This is a genomic window from Chromobacterium sp. W521 (assembly GCF_052805975.1).
The window spans coordinates 245328-262478 of record NZ_JBRBAF010000004.1 but is presented as its reverse complement, the minus strand read 5'-3'; the positions used below and the strand labels follow the sequence as shown (position 1 = coordinate 262478).

17 protein-coding genes are annotated in these 17151 nt (G+C 63.4%); 4 read left to right on the top strand and 13 right to left on the bottom strand.

What is annotated here, in order from left to right; genetic code table 11:
• Window positions 1-29 precede the first annotated feature (29 nt).
• The 5 genes from glyS to hemG all read right to left on the bottom strand — a co-directional run bounded on the left by glyS (window position 30) and on the right by hemG (window position 5706).
• The gene (glyS, locus tag ACUXV1_RS07780) at window positions 30-2090 is read right to left on the bottom strand and encodes a glycine--tRNA ligase subunit beta (protein WP_446014866.1); all 2061 of its coding nucleotides are present in this window, start codon (window positions 2088-2090) and stop codon (window positions 30-32) included.
• 14 nt (window positions 2091-2104) lie between these two features.
• Window positions 2105-2530, bottom strand: a complete 426-nt coding sequence (locus tag ACUXV1_RS07775; protein ID WP_081554283.1) for a surface-adhesin E family protein — start codon at window positions 2528-2530, stop codon at window positions 2105-2107.
• A 44-nt stretch (window positions 2531-2574) separates the two neighbouring features.
• Window positions 2575-3465: a glycine--tRNA ligase subunit alpha gene (gene glyQ, locus ACUXV1_RS07770; protein ID WP_043632582.1), complete on the bottom strand. Its 891-nt coding sequence runs from the start codon at window positions 3463-3465 to the stop codon at window positions 2575-2577.
• Between the two features lie 137 nt (window positions 3466-3602).
• Complete coding sequence (locus ACUXV1_RS07765) at window positions 3603-4337, bottom strand: substrate-binding periplasmic protein (protein WP_162788047.1); 735 nt, start codon at window positions 4335-4337, stop codon at window positions 3603-3605.
• A 37-nt stretch (window positions 4338-4374) separates the two neighbouring features.
• Window positions 4375-5706, bottom strand: a complete 1332-nt coding sequence (gene hemG, locus ACUXV1_RS07760; protein WP_446014865.1) for a protoporphyrinogen oxidase — start codon at window positions 5704-5706, stop codon at window positions 4375-4377.
• A gap of 630 nt (window positions 5707-6336) precedes the next feature.
• Here hemG and sodC point away from each other — a divergent pair.
• Both sodC and ACUXV1_RS07750 read left to right on the top strand, forming a co-directional pair.
• The gene (gene sodC, locus ACUXV1_RS07755; protein WP_043632573.1) at window positions 6337-6849 is read left to right on the top strand and encodes a superoxide dismutase family protein; all 513 of its coding nucleotides are present in this window, start codon (window positions 6337-6339) and stop codon (window positions 6847-6849) included.
• Between the two features lie 89 nt (window positions 6850-6938).
• On the top strand, window positions 6939-7391 hold the full coding sequence (locus ACUXV1_RS07750) for a DUF4442 domain-containing protein (RefSeq protein WP_446014864.1): 453 nt from the start codon (window positions 6939-6941) through the stop codon (window positions 7389-7391).
• A 21-nt stretch (window positions 7392-7412) separates the two neighbouring features.
• Here ACUXV1_RS07750 and ACUXV1_RS07745 read toward each other — a convergent pair whose 3' ends face one another.
• From ACUXV1_RS07745 to ACUXV1_RS07735, 3 genes are all read right to left on the bottom strand, one after another.
• Window positions 7413-7841 (bottom strand): hypothetical protein, encoded by a 429-nt coding sequence (locus tag ACUXV1_RS07745; protein WP_446014863.1) that lies wholly within the window; start codon window positions 7839-7841, stop codon window positions 7413-7415.
• On the bottom strand, window positions 7838-8776 hold the full coding sequence (locus ACUXV1_RS07740; protein WP_446014861.1) for a Nudix family hydrolase: 939 nt from the start codon (window positions 8774-8776) through the stop codon (window positions 7838-7840). The genes ACUXV1_RS07745 and ACUXV1_RS07740 overlap by 4 nt, the downstream gene beginning before the upstream one ends.
• A 146-nt stretch (window positions 8777-8922) precedes the next feature.
• Window positions 8923-9129, bottom strand: coding sequence for a hypothetical protein (locus ACUXV1_RS07735; RefSeq protein WP_446014860.1), 207 nt, complete (start codon window positions 9127-9129; stop codon window positions 8923-8925).
• Between the two features lie 349 nt (window positions 9130-9478).
• Between ACUXV1_RS07735 and ACUXV1_RS07730 the strand changes: the two genes are divergently transcribed.
• On the top strand, window positions 9479-11185 hold the full coding sequence (locus ACUXV1_RS07730; RefSeq protein WP_043632847.1) for a potassium/proton antiporter: 1707 nt from the start codon (window positions 9479-9481) through the stop codon (window positions 11183-11185).
• Here the strand turns inward: ACUXV1_RS07730 and ACUXV1_RS07725 are convergent.
• Together ACUXV1_RS07725 and cysK are read right to left on the bottom strand one after the other, a co-directional pair.
• Window positions 11180-12052, bottom strand: coding sequence for an ATP-binding protein (locus tag ACUXV1_RS07725; RefSeq protein WP_081554288.1), 873 nt, complete (start codon window positions 12050-12052; stop codon window positions 11180-11182). The two genes, ACUXV1_RS07730 and ACUXV1_RS07725, sit on opposite strands and share 6 nt — an antisense overlap.
• Before the next feature lie 90 nt (window positions 12053-12142).
• Window positions 12143-13078, bottom strand: coding sequence for a cysteine synthase A (cysK, locus tag ACUXV1_RS07720; protein ID WP_043632551.1), 936 nt, complete (start codon window positions 13076-13078; stop codon window positions 12143-12145).
• Between the two features lie 194 nt (window positions 13079-13272).
• On the opposite strand from cysK, the gene ACUXV1_RS07715 reads away from it, so the two are divergent.
• Window positions 13273-14148 carry an ion transporter gene (locus ACUXV1_RS07715; RefSeq protein WP_081554289.1) on the top strand — a complete coding sequence of 292 codons (876 nt, stop codon included), beginning with the start codon at window positions 13273-13275 and terminating at the stop codon, window positions 14146-14148.
• Window position 14149: 1 nt separating this feature from the next.
• Here the strand turns inward: ACUXV1_RS07715 and ACUXV1_RS07710 are convergent, their stop codons facing one another.
• The 3 genes from ACUXV1_RS07710 to ACUXV1_RS07700 form a co-directional block, all read right to left on the bottom strand.
• Window positions 14150-14668 carry an O-acetyl-ADP-ribose deacetylase gene (locus ACUXV1_RS07710; RefSeq protein ID WP_446014859.1) on the bottom strand — a complete coding sequence of 173 codons (519 nt, stop codon included), beginning with the start codon at window positions 14666-14668 and terminating at the stop codon, window positions 14150-14152.
• 95 nt (window positions 14669-14763) lie between these two features.
• Window positions 14764-16128 carry an amino acid permease gene (locus ACUXV1_RS07705; protein ID WP_275888101.1) on the bottom strand — a complete coding sequence of 455 codons (1365 nt, stop codon included), beginning with the start codon at window positions 16126-16128 and terminating at the stop codon, window positions 14764-14766.
• Window positions 16129-16686: 558 nt separating this feature from the next.
• Complete coding sequence (locus ACUXV1_RS07700) at window positions 16687-17148, bottom strand: DUF4136 domain-containing protein (protein WP_143330137.1); 462 nt, start codon at window positions 17146-17148, stop codon at window positions 16687-16689.
• Window positions 17149-17151: the final 3 nt, after the last annotated feature.

Below are 17151 nucleotides of genomic sequence, written 5' to 3'. Positions count from 1 at the left end.
CCGGGGCGGCCGCCGGCCGCCCCATCGAATCACTCCGCCAGCAGCGAGATGTCCGCCACGCGGTTGAACAAGCCGGCCAGACGCGCCAGCAAGGCGATGCGGTTGTTGCGCACCGCGGCGTCGTCCGCCATCACCATCACGCCGTCAAAGAAAGCATCCACCGGCGCGCGCAGCGAAGCCAACTGGGTCAGCGCGGCGGCGAAATCGCGGGCGGCGAATTGGCCGTCCACCTGCGGCGCCAGCTGCTCGACGGCGGCGAACAGCGCCTGCTCGGCCGCTTCGCTCAGCAGCGCGGGATTCACCGCGCCCACTTCGCCTTCGGCCTTCTTCAGGATGTTCTTCACCCGCTTGTTGGCGGCGGCCAGCGCGGACGCTTCCGGCAAGGCCTTGAAGGCGGCCACCGCGGACAACACCGCGCGCACTTCCGCCAGCCGGCTAGGCGCCTGCGCCAGCACCGCGTCGATCTCGTCGCCCTTGTAATCGGCTGCGAGGAAGTTCTTCAGACGGTCCATCATGAAGCCGAACACCTCGTCGGCCACATTGGCGGACAGCTTGCCTGCCGGGAAGGCGGCGGCGACGATGTTCAGCAGCGCCTTCACATCCAGGTCCGCTTCCAGCGCCATGCGCACCACGCCCAGAGCGGCGCGGCGCAATGCGAACGGGTCCTTGTCGCCGGTGGGGATCAGGCCGATGCCCCAGATGCCGACAATGGTTTCCAGTTTGTCCGCCAGCGCCACCGCGGTGGCGATCTTGCCTTCCGGCAGCGTGTCCCCCGCAAAGCGCGGGTGGTAATGGCCTTCGATGGCGGCGGCCACTTCGGCGTGCTCACCGTCGTGCTGGGCGTAGTACATGCCCATCACGCCTTGCAGTTCGGGGAATTCACCCACCATGTCGGACACCAGATCGGCCTTGGCCAGATAGGCTGCGCGGGCGGCCAGCGCGGCGTCGGCGCCCAATTCATGGGCGATGGCGCCGGCAATGCTCTGCAGACGCTCCACGCGCTCCAGTTGCGAACCAATCTTATTGTGGTAGACCACATTGGCCAACCGCGGCAGCCGGCTGTCCAAGCGCGCCTTCTGATCCTGCTCGAAGAAGAACTTGGCGTCGGACAGACGCGCGCGCAATACGCGCTCGTTGCCGCCGACGATAAAGGACGGATCGGCGGTTTCCAGGTTGGACACCAGCAGGAAGCGGTTCATCAGCTTGCCGGAAGCGTCCAGCAGCGGGAAATACTTCTGGTTCTGCTGCATGGTCAGGATCAGGCACTCCTGCGGCACGCGCAGGAATTCGGCTTCGAAGCCGGCCTCCAGCACCACCGGCCACTCCACCAAGCCGGTCACCTCGTCAAACAAGGCCTCCGGCGCGGCGATGGTGGCATTCAGACGGGCGGCGGCCTCGGTCAGTTTGTGGCGGATCAGTTCGCGGCGCGCGTCGAAGCTGGCCACCACCTTGCCGGATTCATGCAAGGTGCGCGCGTAGGCGTCGGCGTTGGCCACCCTCACCTCGCCCTCGGACAAGAAACGATGGCCGCGGGTGCTCTGCCCGCTTTGCAGGCCCAGCACCTCGCCCGGCACCACCGCGTCGCCGTGCAGCATGATCAGGCCATGCACCGGGCGCACGAACTGCACGTCCAGGCTGCCCCAGCGCATCAGTTTGGGCACCGGCAGCTTTTTCAGCGCCAGCGCCACCACGTCGGCCAGCACCGCGGCCAGCGGCTGGCCCTGCTTGACGCTTTCATAGGCGTACACATCCTGCTTGCCGTCGCTCATCGTGGACAGCGCGGACACCTCCACGCCGCAGGAACGGGCGAAACCGGCCAGCGCCGGCGTGGGTTGACCGTCCTTGAATCCGGCGGTCACGGCCGGGCCTTTGCGGGTGATCTTCTGGTCCGGCTGCAAGGCGGCCACATTGGCCAGTTGCACCGCCAGGCGGCGCGGGGAGGCGTAAACAGTCGCCTCGGCGTCGGCCGGCGCGAACTGCATTTTCTTCAATTCTTCGCCAATGGTCTGGGCAAAGCTGGCGGCCAGCTTTTCCAGCGCTTTGGGCGGCAGCTCCTCGGTGAGCAGCTCAATCAGCAATGTCTGGTTCATATTCACTCGAAAACTTAACGCTTGGCGGCCCCGGCGGCTTCGCAGATCACCTTCATCATGGCGTCGGCGACCGATCCCCCATAAACGGGCTGCCATTTCCAGGCGTGACGCGGCACTGGAAATAGGGTTGAGAACAGGTGCTTGTTGTTGCGATCGAAATAATCGGAGCTAACAAACACGTACTGGTACTTGCCGCAGTCGGCGTAGCCTACGCTGCGGCGGATATTGAATTTCAGCTTGTAGTTTTTCTCGTCCTGGACCTTGTCGAACCGTTCCTGGTTGACGAAGTGCACCAGTCCGTCCTGCCCCAGCCATAGCGAATTGCCGTCTATCGCCAACTGCAGCGCCTTGCCGTCCTGATACGCCACCCAGTCGGCGGCGGGTTCGGCCAGCGCCGGCAAGGCCAACGCGGCGCACATGCATGCGAAAATAGCTTTCATACGCATTCCCTCTTTCGAGAAGCGGCCGGGGCGGCAAGCCAAGCTCAGGCCTGCCGGCACATTGGGAAGCCCAGCGCTTCGCGGGCGTCGTAATAGGCCTGCGCCACGCCGCGAGACAGAGTGCGGATGCGGCCGATGTAGGTGGCGCGCTCGGTCACGGAAATTGCGCCGCGCGCGTCCAGCAGGTTGAACGTGTGGCCGGCCTTGAGGATCATTTCGTAGGCCGGCAACGGTAGGCTGGCCTCCAGCAGCGATTTGGCCTCGGCCTCGTAATCGTTGAACTGGCGGAACAACAGCTCCACATTGCTGTGTTCGAACGCGTACTTGGATTGCTCCACTTCGTTCTGGAAGAACACATTGCCGTAAGTCACCGGCTGGCCGTCCGGCAAATGGGTCCAGATCAGATCGTAGACGTTCTCCACGCCCTGCAAATACATGGCCAGGCGTTCCAGGCCGTAGGTGATCTCGCCCAACACCGGCTTGCAGTCGAGGCCGCCCACTTGCTGGAAGTAGGTGAATTGGGTCACTTCCATGCCATTCAGCCATACTTCCCAGCCCAGCCCCCAGGCACCCAGGGTCGGGTTTTCCCAGTCGTCCTCAACAAAGCGGATATCTTGCATCGTCGGGTCCAGGCCCAGCTCCTTCAAGGAGCCCAGATACAGTTCCTGAATATTGGACGGAGACGGCTTCAGCACCACCTGGAATTGATGATGCTGGAACAGGCGGTTGGGGTTTTCGCCGTAGCGGCCGTCCTTGGGACGACGGGACGGCTGCACATAGGCCGCGTTCCACGGCTCCGGCCCCAGCGCCCGCAGAAAGGTGGCGGTGTGGGAAGTCCCCGCGCCCACCTCGGTGTCGTAAGGCTGCAGCAAGGCGCAGCCCTGGCGGTTCCAATAGTGCTGGAGCGTAAGGATGATTTCCTGGAAGGTAAGCATAGACGTGGCAAGCAAAGTGAAAAGTCAAAGGCCGATTCTACCGCCTAGCGCCCCCCGCGCAAAGCCAAGCCGTTGGCGGCAAATCAAAAAGGCCGGCGAAATCTCCTCCCGCCGGCCCTCCTCGCGTCGCGTCGCCGTCATTTGCCCGTCGCCGGCACCATGTCCCGAAACTTGCGCTTGGTGTATTTGGCGTAGATACGTTCCACGCTGCCGTCGCGGATCAAATCGCCAATCGTCGCGTCCAGCCGGGCGGCCAGCGCCGTCTGTCGAGCGCTGAAATTGGGCGATAAATCCGTGCGGTCTATCACCGGCTGCAGGATATCCACATTCGGCCGCAAGGACGCGCCCCAGACATCGCACAATACAAACTGGCGGTGGCCGCCGATCAGCATCGCGTAAAGCTGATCCTCGTCGTTGCTCGGCTCCAGCTTCCAGTTGGGGTAGTTCAGGATTTTCGGTGTATAAGTATAGCCGCGCACCATGCCCACGGCCTGGCCCTGCACCAGCTTCCAGTCGAAGGACTTGACCGGCGAGCCTCGCTTGACGCACAAGGCCACCGGATAGCTGGAGTAAACATTTTTGAAACGCGGCGTCTGCGCCGCGACTTCATTGTCGATCACCGCGTCGTAATCGCCGGTTTTGATACCTCGCAGGCAACGCTCCCACGGCGCGGCCTCCATCGTGACCGGCACATTCATCCGGCGGAAGGCCTCCTGCAATACGTCGTGGCTGATGCCGGAGTCCACTTTGCCGTTTTTCACATAGGTGAACGGCTGCCACTCCACCCCGCATAGTTTGATCGGGGCCTGCGCCGCCGCGCCCGCCGCCAGCAAACCGGCTCCGGCAGCCGCCATCCATAGACTCGCCCGCATCGCCCGCTCCTTTCGCCCGGCTGTCCGCGACGATTTGTTATATGCCGTATCCACGGCAATGCAAAGCCCGCTCCGCCAGCCGGTCGGCCAGCGCCCGGCCCTTGGCCAGGCAATCCGGCAGCGACACCCCATCCAGCCAGTTGGCGCACACATGCAGACCGCGCTCGCTCGCGGCCGCCGCCAGCGGCCGCAAGGCCGCCATCGCCGAGGTGCCCTGCGGCAGCGCCTGCGGCCAACGCACGATGCGCTGGCTCAAGGGCTCGCCCTCCAGACCGAACAGGCGCGCCAGTTCCAGGTTCAAACGCCGCAACAAGGTCTGATCCGGCAATCCGGCCAACTCCGCCTGGCGACGGCCGCCGATAAAACTGGTCACCAGTTTCAAACCGGGCGCCGCCGTGTGCGGAAAAATCCGACTGGACATCAAATGTCCCAAGGCCAAAGCCTGCTCGCTGACGGGGTGCAAACCGCCAAACCCATTCAGCGGCCGGCGCAGCGCTTGCTCCTCCGTTACCGTGGCGACTACGGTCAGCGGCGCATAGGGCAGCGCCGCGCAGGCGCCCGCCCAATCCGGCTCGCAATCCCTCAACAGCAAGGCCGCCTGCGGCGCAGGCAAGGCCAGCACCACGGCACTGGCCAGTTGCGGCCCCCTCGGCGTCAACACCCGCCAGCCCTCGTCTGCGCGCTCCAGCCCCAGCGCCGGACAGTCCAGCCTCACGTCCAGATCGCGCGCCAGCCGCTCGGCCAGGCTGGACAGCCCGCCCGCCAGCGTGAACATCCGTTTGCGTCTCACCTCCCCGCGCCGCCAGCGCCGCCACATGCCCAAGGCCAGCGAACCGGCCTCCCGCTCCGCGGCCGCCAATGCGGGCAAGCATTCCGCCATCAGCAACTCGTCCGGATCGCCGGCGAATACGCCGCCGATGAACGGGTCCACCAGAGTGGATAGCGCTTCCTCTCCCAGCCGACGCCGGAAAAAGGCCGCCACCGTTTCCGCCTGCGCCGGCGCGGAACAACGCCAGGGCTCGCTCAATAAACGCCATTTGGCGCCCCAGCTGAAGTAGGAGCCGGTCAGCACAGCGGCCAGGCCGTCGGGCAAGGCTCGGTAATGACCGTGCCGCAACACGAAACGCCGCTGCGGCCCCGGCGCCGGCGACAAGGGCGTCAGCCCAAGCTCCAGCAGCCATTGCCACAAGGCTTCGTCCGCCAACACGGTGTTGGGCCCCGCCTCCATCAGGCCCGGTGCCAAGTCCAGGCTCAGCACCTTGCCGCCCACCCTGCCGGACGCTTCGAACACCACCGCATCCACCCCGTGTCGGCGCAACTGCCAGGCGCAGGCCAAGCCGGACATTCCCGCTCCTATCACTGCAATCATTTCCCGTCCTCTCTAAAAATATGAGCCTGCTCAAAGTCTCGCGAGAGCAAGGGAGACAAGGCGAAAACGGCCGGGAAAGCGGAATATACATAGGGTACATGGGCATTTCGAAGGGGCTACTCGCCGTGCAAGGCTCCACGAAGCGCAGCAGACTTTGAACAGGTTCTTAGCCCCAGTATGCCTAGAGCGGTCCACACGCCAGTTGATCCGCGGCAAGCCGGCTCGCGCGCAAGTTAAACATCGGCAGGGAAGGCCCCCCTTAACCCCAAACGGATTTACATCACGGCCACCGTGCGCGGACGACTCTGCAGGCTGAAGCGATTCAAGCTTGCAATGCGTATTGGCACTTCCGCCACCGGACCATCGAAACGACAGGCCGCCCGACCTCGTTCCCCCCAACGTGAGAACCTGTTCTAAAGTCTCGCAATCAAGAAAGACACAAGGCGAAAACGACGGCATGAAGCCGAGTGTGCTCGTGGCATATGCGCATTTTGAAAGAGCCCTCGCTGTGTCACGCTCCGCAAAACCCGGCAGGTCGTGAACAGGTTCTAACAGCCAGGCTCCAAGTAGGAGCCGAAATGGCACAATCGGAGTCTTGATCCTTCCCCGCCCTACACGGAGAACCGCCCCATGTTACGCACCCTATCCGCCATACTGTACTGTCTACCCGTTCTGGCCCTGGCCCAAAGCGTGGAACTGTCCTTCGTCGATGCCAAGGGCAATGCCGGCCCCGCCGGCAACATCGTCATAGAGGACACGCCCTACGGCGCGCTGCTGACGCCCAACCTGGAAAAACTGCCGCCAGGCCTGCACGGTTTCCATGTGCATGAGAAACCTTCCTGCGCGCCGTCCATCGGCGCCAACGGCGCGGCCACCCCGGCCGGCGCGGCCGGCGGCCATTGGGATCCGGACAAAACCGGCGTTCACGCAGGCCCATACGGGCAAGGTCATAAGGGCGATCTGCCCGCGCTATACGTGGGCGCCGACGGCAAGGCGAACTATCCCGTGCTGGCGCCGCGCTTGAAAGCGGCGGACTTCTCCGGACATGCGCTGATGGTGCATGCCGGCGGCGACAATCACAGCGATCATCCGCAGCCGCTGGGCGGCGGCGGCGCGCGCATGGCCTGCGGCGTGGTCAAATAAACCCATCTTCGACAAAGAAAAACCGGCGCGATTGACAAGGCCGGTTTTTTTATTGACGATGGCAGAATTCAAACAAGTGTTTTAATACAATGCGCCCACCCGCCTGGCTGTTCAGACTGTTGCTCAATTTGTGGCCGCCCTTCTTGGGCGCCGGCATCCGCGTCAAACGGCTCGCCGTCGACTTCAGCGATATCGAAGTGCGGTTGAAGCTGGGCTTCAGCAACCGCAACTACGTCGGCACCCATTTCGGCGGCAGCCTGTACGCGATGACCGACCCCTTCTTCATGCTGATGCTGATGCGCCAGTTGGGACGGGACTACTATGTGTGGGACAAAAGCGGCAGCATAGACTATGTCAAACCAGGCCGAGGCACGGTATGCGCGCATTTCCGGATGGAGCCCGCCATGCTGGAGGAGATCAGACTGCACACCGCCGCCGGAGACAAATACCTGCCGAAATTACAAGTGGATATTCTGGATCAGCAGGGCGAGCTGGTGGCGAGGGTATTCAAGACCTTGTACATCAAACGCAAGAAGAAATGAGGCGGCGCGCCGCCCCTCTGTTCAATGCGTGGAAAACGGCAGCAGATAGCGCTTGCCGTTCAGGCTAAAGACAGCGAACCAGTCGCGGCTGTCGCTGACGCACAGCGGCAGGGTGACCACCGCCTTCCAATCGGCGCCGTCGCGCACAAAGGTATACCGATTGAAGCCCATGTCCATATCGGCCATATTGAATTCCACCTGTGGCGCTTCCCGCGCCGCGACGCCTTCCAAACGAATCTCGAACGGCTTGCCATTTTGCGGCGGCGACGCGAAACGCCACACGCCGCCGCCGGGCAGATCACAGGACGGACGGCCGGCAACGCAGGTCAACGGCGTCGGCTTGGCCGGCTGCCGCTCGCCGTACCAGCGGTAGATCAAGCTGAACTTGAGGCTGGCCAACAGCAGCAAGGCGCCGCCCAGAGCCAGCCATTTACGCTGCTTGGCATTCATCGCCAAGCTCCCCGCATCAAGGCGACGCCGTGCGCGCCATGACGACGGGCGGCATCCAGATCGTCCAGGCTCATGCCGCCCAGCGCGTAGACCGGCACGGGCGCGCCGGCGGCCAGGCACTGCCGGAAACCGTCCCAGCCCAACGGCGCCGCGCCGGGATGACTGGGGGTAGCCGCCACATGGCCGAGCAAGGCGTAGTCCAGGCCCAGCTCTCCGATCCGCGCCACTTGCGCCGCATCATGCGCCGATGCCCCCACCCAGGCGAACGCCGGGCGCTCCGTCAGCGAAGCCAGCCGCGCCGCGTTAAGATGCACGCCGTCCACCGGCCATTCCATCGCCCAGGCCGGATCGGCATTGACCAGCAGCTTGCCGCCGCGGCCATGAACGATAGCCGCCGCTTTGGCGACAAAATCGGCCAGCTCCTCGCGCGGCATCCCCGGCTCGCGGATCTGCACCATGCTCCAGGCTGGCCCCTGCTCCAGCCGCCGCAATTGGGCATCGACGCCGATCTCGTGCGCGCAGCTGATCGCATAAACCGCCGGCAATTCAAGCGATTTGAGAATCGGCCCGTTGGCCGGCAGCATGGGCTGCACCGTGCACGCCCCCGGCGTCTGCCAGGCGAAGCGCTGGCCTTCCCGCGACTGCGGCTCCCCTCGCCAGGCCCAGACCCGGAAGAAACTCAACCGCACCGAAGCGTGTTCGTAATGGTGGACCTTGGTCAGCCACGGCGTCGCGGCTTCCATCTCAATGCCCATTTCCTCGTACAGCTCTCGGGCCAGCGCCTGTTCGCCGCTCTCACCCGGCTCCACCTTGCCGCCGGGAAACTCCCAATAACCGGCGTAGGGTTTGCCCTCCGGCCGGCTGCCCAGCATGAAACTGCCGTCCGGCCGCATCAACGCGCCGGCCACTACCTCTATGATCTTGCTGTCGCTCATTGCTTGGTCTTGCCCGGTGAAAATCGTCCCGGCTCTCAGCGGCCGGCAGCGCATTTTACCCCAAGCGCCGCCCAGCATTAAGGGCGCCTCGGCGCCCTTATTTTCACAAACCCTAAAGTTACGCACTTAGAACATGTCGAGCCTAATCAGCCCGGACGGCCAGGAATGCGGCAGCCCGCGTCTTTGTAAGGAATGTTATTGAACAAAACCCACCCCGGGCCATAGGAGAATTGCGAGCACACCAGCTGGCCGTCAAACTTGCTTTCCCATCTGTACCAAGGAGCCATGGCAGCAAAAGCCATCCAGGAGACGCTCAGCCCCACAGCCAGCAAGGCGATTTTACGAAAAGTCATACACACCTCAATATATTTATTTATCATTAATTTACAAATATAAAATGCATAACAAATATACATTGCATCGAACAAAAAATAAACACTACGTCATATAGTCGGCATTATTGCCAAGTCAGAAAAAACATAATAAGCATTAAAAACGCAAAAAAATGAGCCGATTGCTGGTTTCAGGCGCGGCTGATAAGTCTCAAAGTGTTACCATTAGCACTGTAAACCTGCGAAATCTGCATATTTATCCCGATTGTCATTCCATCTCGTGGCGACACAAGGCAAGCCATCCGCGCTCCGCCTACGGGCTTGATCGATTTCGTCATGACCTCCCCCATCCCGCTGAAGGAGCATGCACTTGGACACCTTAAATTCACTCATCCTGGCCGGCTCGCTGGTATTCCTGGCCAGCCTGGTGGTGTCCTCCATCGCTTCCCGCTTCGGCGCGCCGCTGCTCCTGGTATTCCTGGCCTTGGGCATGTTGGCCGGCGAGGACGGCCCCGGCAAGATCGTGTTCAGCAATTACCAGCTCAGTTACGTGGTCGGCACCATTGCCCTGGTGGTGATCCTGTTCGACGGCGGCCTGCGCACGCGCCAGGACAGCTTCCGCATCAGCCTCAAACCAGCCGGGGTGCTCGCCACGCTGGGGGTGTTGATCACCACCGGCGTGACAGGCCTGTTCGCCGCATGGGTGCTGAACCTAAGCTGGCTGGAAGGCTTGCTGATCGGCGCCATCGTCGGTTCCACCGACGCCGCCGCGGTGTTCGCCCTCCTGTCCGGGCGCGGTCTGGAAATCAACCGCCGCGTCGGCAGCGCGCTGGAGATAGAGTCCGGCAGCAACGACCCGATGGCGGTGTTTCTGACCTCAGCGCTGATCGGGGTGCTGGGCCAGCAGGGCCAGGATGCCGGCGTCGCTTCCATGCTGTGGCTGTTCGTCAAGCAAATGGGCCTGGGCGCGCTGGCCGGCTGGGCCGGCGGCAAAGCCATGGTTTGGCTGTTCCAACGACTGGGTCCGCGCGGCGCGATGCTGGCGCTGTTCAGCCTGGGCACCGCCGGCGCGCTGTTCAGCCTGACCACCGCGGCCGGCGGCAGCGGCTTCCTCGCCATCTATCTGGCCGGCATCGTGGTGGGCAACGCCCGAGTGGCGGATCTGCCCAATCTATTGAACATCCACGACGGCTACGCCTGGCTGGCCCAGGTAACCATGTTCTTGGTATTGGGGCTATTGGTGACGCCGTCCAATCTACTGCCGGTGGCGCCCTACGCGCTGGCGATCTCCATCGTGCTGATGCTGGTGGCGCGGCCGCTGGCGGTGTGGCTGTGCATGCTGCCCTTCCCGGTGCCCAAGGCGGAAAAACTGTTCATGAGCTGGGTGGGCCTGCGTGGCGCGGTGCCGGTGATTCTGGCCATTTTCCCGCTGATGGCGGGCTTGCCCAATAGCCAGCTGTTCTTCAACGTGGCCTTCTTCGTGGTGATGATGTCGCTGCTATTCCAGGGCTGGACCATCGCGCCGCTGGCGGAGAAATTGAAGCTGAAGCTGCCGGCGCGGCCGGACGTCGAACACCGGGTGCCCGTGGTCAGCGGCCAGGAGGCCCGCTACGAGGCCGCCTCCTGCCTGGTGCGCGCCGACAGCCCGGCCGAAGGTCAACTGGCCGGCGAACTGGCCTTGCCCAGCGGCGTGCGGCTGGCGGCGCTGTATCGCGATGAACAAGCGCTTGAGCCGGCAGCAAGCCAAACGCTGCGCGCCGGCGACTGGGCCTGCCTGATCGGCCCCAGCCCGGCGCTGGAGACGGCCGGCGAGGCCTTTCATCCGCCCGGGGACGATCCTTATTACGGTTACTTCACCGTGTCCGGGCTGGCGCGGCTGGGCGATCTGGCCGACAGCTACGGCCTGACGCTGAGCGAGCGCGACCGCGCCGACAGCATCGCCGAATACTGCAAACGCGCCTGCGGCTATCCGCTGGTGGCCGGCGACGTGCTGCGGCTGGACCGGCTGGAGATGGTGATCCGCGCCGCGGCCGACGGTCAGGTCAAGAGCGTGGGCCTGCGCTATCTGAAGTCATAGCAAGGCCTTGCGCTCCTTGGCGCTGCGCCCGGCCCAATCGCAGGCGAACTGCCAGGCGACGCGGCCGGAGCGACTGCCGCGCAGGTGGCTCCAGTGCAAGGCCGCTTTTTCCGCCTCGGCGTCCAGCTTCAGGCCGAAATGCGCCAGCCACTCGGTCGCCGCCGCCAGGTAGGCGTCCTGATCAAACGGGTAGAAAGACAGCCACAGGCCGAAGCGGTCCGACAACGACACCTTCTCCTCAATCGCCTCCCCCGGATGGATTTCGCCGTCCTGCACCCAGCCTTCGCGGTTTTCGCTCATTTTTTCCGGCATCAGATGGCGGCGGTTGGAGGTGGCGTACACCAGCACATTGTCGACGCGGCGCGCCAGGCCGCCGTCCAGCGCGGTCTTCAGCGCCTTGTAAGCGTCGTCGCCCTGCTCGAAAGACAGGTCGTCGCAAAACAGAATGAAGCGCTCCTTGCGTCCAGCCACCAGGTCGACAATGCGGTTCAAGTCGCCCAGTTGCGCCTTGTCCACTTCGATGAGGCGCAGGCCCTTGGCGGCGAATTCCGGCAGCAGCGCCTTGACCAGCGAGGATTTGCCGGTGCCGCGCGCGCCGGTGAGCAGCACGTTGTTAGCCGGCCGCCCCTTGACGAACTGGCGGGTGTTGCGCAGCAGCTGCGCGCGCTGGGCGTCGATATGGGTCAGCCGCTCCAGTTCCGGCGCGTGCGGCTCCGCCACCGCCTCCAGCCAGCCGGCCATGCCCTGGCGCTGCCAGCGGAAGGCCAGCGCGCCCCAGTCCGGCTCCGGCCGCGCCGGCGGCAGCAAGGGCTCCAAACGCGCCAGCATGGCTTCGGCGCGGGTCAGCAAAGCTTGCAACTGCTCCATGATTTCCCCTCGATGCGAAACGACAAAAACAAACAGCCTGGCAGAAAGCCGCCAGGCTGTCGATGTTGCGGCCACGCCGGCCGCAGGCGCTTAATCCGCCAGATGCTGGAACAGCGGCGTGGACAAATAGCGCTCGCCGAAAGAAGGAATCACCACCACGATCAGCTTGCCGGCGTTTTCCGGACGCTTGGCCAGTTCCAGCGCCGCCCACACCGCCGCGCCGGAGGAAATGCCCACCAGCAGGCCCTCGCGCGCCGCTACCGCGCGCGCGGTTTCCATCGAATCCTCATTTTTCACCCGGATGATTTCATCGTAAATGCCGGTGTTGAGGATGGCCGGCACAAAACCGGCGCCGATGCCCTGGATCGGGTGGGGGCCTTTGGGGCCGCCGGACAGCACCGGAGACGCGTCCGGCTCCACCGCTACGATGCGCACGCCGGGCTTGCGCGCCTTCAGCACTTCGCCCACGCCGGTGATGGTGCCGCCGGTGCCGACGCCGGCGACGAAGATGTCGACCTTGCCGTCGGTGTCCTTCCATACTTCTTCGGCGGTGGTGTTGCGGTGGATGGCCGGGTTGGCCGGGTTCTCAAACTGCTGCGGCATGAAGTAGCTGTCCGGATTCTGTTCCACCAGTTCGCGCGCCTTGGCGATGGCGCCGCCCATGCCGTCGGGTCCAGGGGTCAGAATCAACTCGGCGCCGTAGGCGCGCAGCAGTTGACGACGTTCCCGACTCATGGTTTCCGGCATGGTGATCACCAACTTATAGCCGCGCGCGGCGCAGACCATGGCCAGGCCGATGCCGGTATTGCCGGAGGTGGGTTCGACGATGGTCGTATCCGGGCCGATCTTGCCGGCCTGCTCGGCAGCGTCGATCATCGCCACCGCGATGCGGTCCTTGACGCTGTGAGCCGGGTTGAAGAACTCCAGTTTGGCGACCACGGTAGCGCCGCAGCCTTCGGTCACCCGGTTAAGCCGCACTAGCGGGGTGTTGCCGATCAAATCCGTCACAGCATTGGCAATTCGCATCTTTATTCTCCACAGACTGTTTTGAAGAAAACCTTATTACCCAGCATCATAAACAAGCTGAGCAACGAACCAAAATATTGTTTGCTTATAATCGACAAACTTGGCAGTCTCAGCCGGCCCCGCGCGCGCCGCGGTCCGGCAGCTACACTGAAACCATTGCCCACCACCCGCAGACCGAGGTCCATTCCCCGCTTATGCCAACACAGGAAACCCTGATCCCCCTCACCGGCTGGCGCCGCAAGCTCTACATCATCATTTACGAGGCAGACACCCGGCCGGGCCGCATCTTCGACCTGGCGCTGATCGTCGCCATCCTGCTGTCGGTGCTGACGGTGATCTTGGAGAGCGTGCAAAGCATACAAGCCGCTTGGGGGCCCCAACTCAAGATTCTAGACTGGTGTTTCACCATTCTGTTCACTATCGAATACGCATTGCGGCTGATCTGCATCCACAAGCCGATGCGCTATGTGAAAAGCTTCTTCGGCGTCATCGATCTGATGTCGGTGCTGCCGCTGTATCTTGGGCTGCTCATCCCGGAAAGCCGCTTCCTGGCCGATATCCGCATCCTTCGCCTGCTTCGCATGTTTCGCATTCTCAAGCTGACCCGCTACATCGGCGAGGCCAGCGAGCTGAAACGGGCAATGCTGGCCAGCCGCCGCAAGATCACGGTGTTTCTGGTCACCGTGGTCTTGCTGGTGGTGATTCTGGGCACGATGATGTTCGTGATAGAAGGCCCGGAGCACGGCTACACCAGCATCCCGGTCAGCATTTACTGGGCCATCGTCACCCTGACCACGGTGGGCTTCGGCGACATCACGCCCAAGACGCCGCTGGGCCAGGCGCTGGCCAGCGTGGTCATGATTACCGGCTACGGCATCATCGCGGTGCCCACCGGCATCGTCACCGCGGAAATCGCGCGCGGCAGCGGCGCCAAGGCCAAGACCGTGGAAGCCGTGTCCGGCACTCGGCTGTGCCCTCATTGCTTCACTGAGGGCCACGACTGGGACGCCCGTTTCTGCAAACACTGCGGCGGCCAGTTGCCGCGCCCGTCCAAGGGCGAGGTCAGCTAGCCTAGCCGGCCAGCAAGCGCCGGTAGCGGTCGGCCATCGCGTCGTCAAAGGCCACCAGCAGCACGCGCCGCAGCGTATTCGGCTCCTGCGCCAGCCACTGACGGACGGTGCCAACCGCGATATCGCTGGCCTCCGTTGCCGGGTAGCCGTAAACGCCGCAGCTGATCGCGGGGAAGGCAATGCTGGCCAGCCCGTGCCGCGCCGCCAGCGCCAGACTGTTGCGGTAGCAGGCGGCCAGCAACTCCGCCTCTCCTTGAGCGCCGCCCTGCCAGATCGGCCCCACCGTATGAATCACATGCCGCGCCGGCAGCTGGTAGCCGGCGGTCAGCTTGGCCTCGCCGACGCGGCAGCCGTTCAAGGTCAGGCATTCCGCCAGCAGTTCCGGCCCGGCTGCGCGGTGGATGGCCCCGTCCACCCCGCCGCCGCCCAGCAAGCTGGCGTTGGCGGCATTGACAATGGCGTCCAGCGCCAGCGTGGTGATGTCTCCCTGCCATGCCGTCAATTCGGTCTTCGCTTCCATCGTTTCCCCTCCTCCGTCCATGCCGCCATTATCCGCCCGCGGTCGGCCGCGGGCGCAAAAAAAGCCGGCTTTTGCCGGCTTTTTCACACTCTGCCTCAGGCGGGATTGTTCAACAGCGAATTCCGCCGCGAATACCCAAAATACACCACCAAGCCTATCAACAACCAGGCCATGAAACACAGCCAGGTCAGCAGCGACAGCTGGGTCATCAGAAAGCCGCAGCACAGAATGGCCAGCGCCGGGATGTAAGGCACGCCCGGGCAAACGAATTTGCGCGGCAGATTGGGTTCGCGCTTGCGCAGCACGATCACGGACAAGGCGATCAGGGTAAAGGCGGCCAAGGTGCCGATGTTCACCAGTTCCGCCAGGGTGTGCAGCGGCACGAAGCCGGCTAGCAGCGCGATGATGGTGCCGATCAGCCAGGTGGCCTTGTACGGCGTGCCGTACTTGGGGTTCACTTCGGAAAATATTTTGGGCAGCAGGCCGTCGCGCGACATGGCGAACAGGATTCGAGTCTGACCATAGGTCATCACCAGGATCACCGTCATCATGCCGAGGATGGCGCCCAGATCGACGAAGCCGGCGAACCAGTCCAACTTGGCCACTTGCAAGGCCAGGGACACGGGATGATCAACGCCGGCGAACTGCATATAAGGCACGATGCCGGTCATGATGGCCGCCACCACCACGTAGAGCAGGGAGCACACCCCCAACGACCAGATCACCCCGCGCGGGATGTCCTTGGCCGGGTTCTTCACTTCCTCGGCGGCGCAGGTCACCGCGTCGAAGCCGATGAAGCTGAAGAATACAATGGCGGCGCCGTGGAACACGCCGGAAAAGCCGAAGGGCAGCGCCGGCTGCCAGTTCACCGGTTTGACGTGCCACACGCCGATGCCGATGAACAGCAACACCACGCCCACCTTGATCAGCACCACCACATTGTTGACGCGCTTGGACTCCTTGATGCCGAAGGCCAGCAAAGCGGTGATCACCATCGCCACGCAGAAGGCCGGCAGATTGAACAGCGTCTGCTTGCCTGGCAGCGAGCCTGCGGCGGCGGTCAAGTATTCCGGCAGGGTCACGCCAAAGCCGGACAGCAGGCTCTGGAAATAGCCGGACCAGCCCACCGACACCGCCGACGAAGCCAGCAGGTATTCCAACAACAAGTCCCAGCCTATGATCCAGGCGATCATCTCGCCCAGCGTCGCGTAAGCGTAGGTGTAAGTGGAGCCGGAAACCGGCAGCATGGAGGCGAACTCGGCGTAGCACAAGGCGGCGAAGCCGCAGGCGAAAGCGCTGATCACGAAGGAAAGCACCAGTCCGGGGCCGGCCACAGTGGCGCCGGTGCCGGTCAGCACAAAGATGCCGGTGCCGATGATGGCCCCGATGCCGAGCATGGTAAGGTCGAAAGCGGAAAGCTCCTTGCGAAGCCCACGCGAGGTCTGAGCGGTAGCCAGCATTCCCTGGACGCTCTTTTTGCGCATCAAACTCATTTGTTTCACTGTCCCGTAACGGCCGTCCGGTACAACGACAAAGCGCCCGCTGTCCCGGCGGGCGCTTCATACTCGGATGGGGCCTGTATGATCTGTTGTGTCCTCTCCCCTGCTGTCCTGTCCGCCGTCGGCTTAAAACGGCACGACAAAATCCTGATGCGGCGTTGCGTCGACTCGCCGTACTCTGTGTACGATCTTCGTCGACGCGCCTTGCCTTAAGAAGCTGTTCAAAATCCAGCGAGCAAGGGCGAGACAAGGCGAAAATGGCTAAGAACGCGGAATGTACACAAGTACATAAGCATTTCTAAGCTGATTTCGACGCTGTATCGCCAACGCACAGCAGATATTGAACCGGTTCTCAGACGCTACGCTGATTTTGTTCGCCGTTCTTGACTAGCCGCCGATCCACGCAGTTCATGCCGGGGAAGAATGCGATAGTACCGCAGGGCCTGAGGCCGGCAATACGGGAAACCCCATATAGCACGCCATTGGCAAACCCTGCACGTCATCATAGCGCAAAACAAATCATGGCAATGGCATCAAATCTATCAATTTGCGCGCCGCGTTCTCCAATTGCTGGCGCCCGTTGTCCCCATCGCCCAACTCCTGCTGGCCCTGCCACAACACCGCGCCGTCCGCGCTGTTGACCACTTCCAGCGCCAACGTGCGCACTGTTCTCACCTGATAGTCCGGCGACCAGTACATGCCGCCGCCGTAGCGCCAATCTCGCCAGCCGCCGGCATACCAACCGTCCGCCGGCCAATACACCTGGCGCTGCTGGCTTTGCTTGAAACACAGCTTCCATTGAGGCCGCGTCTCATCCACTGCCGCGCCCTTCAAAGCCAGCCGATCCAGCAGCCATTCGCGCATGTCCACGCCGGCGCCGGCCGACGGCAGGCAGCTAAGCCCCACCGTGCCCGCGCCGGCCCAGGCCGGAGCGGCGGCCAGCGCCGCCAGGAGCGCCACCATCGCTGTTTTCATCTTCATCGC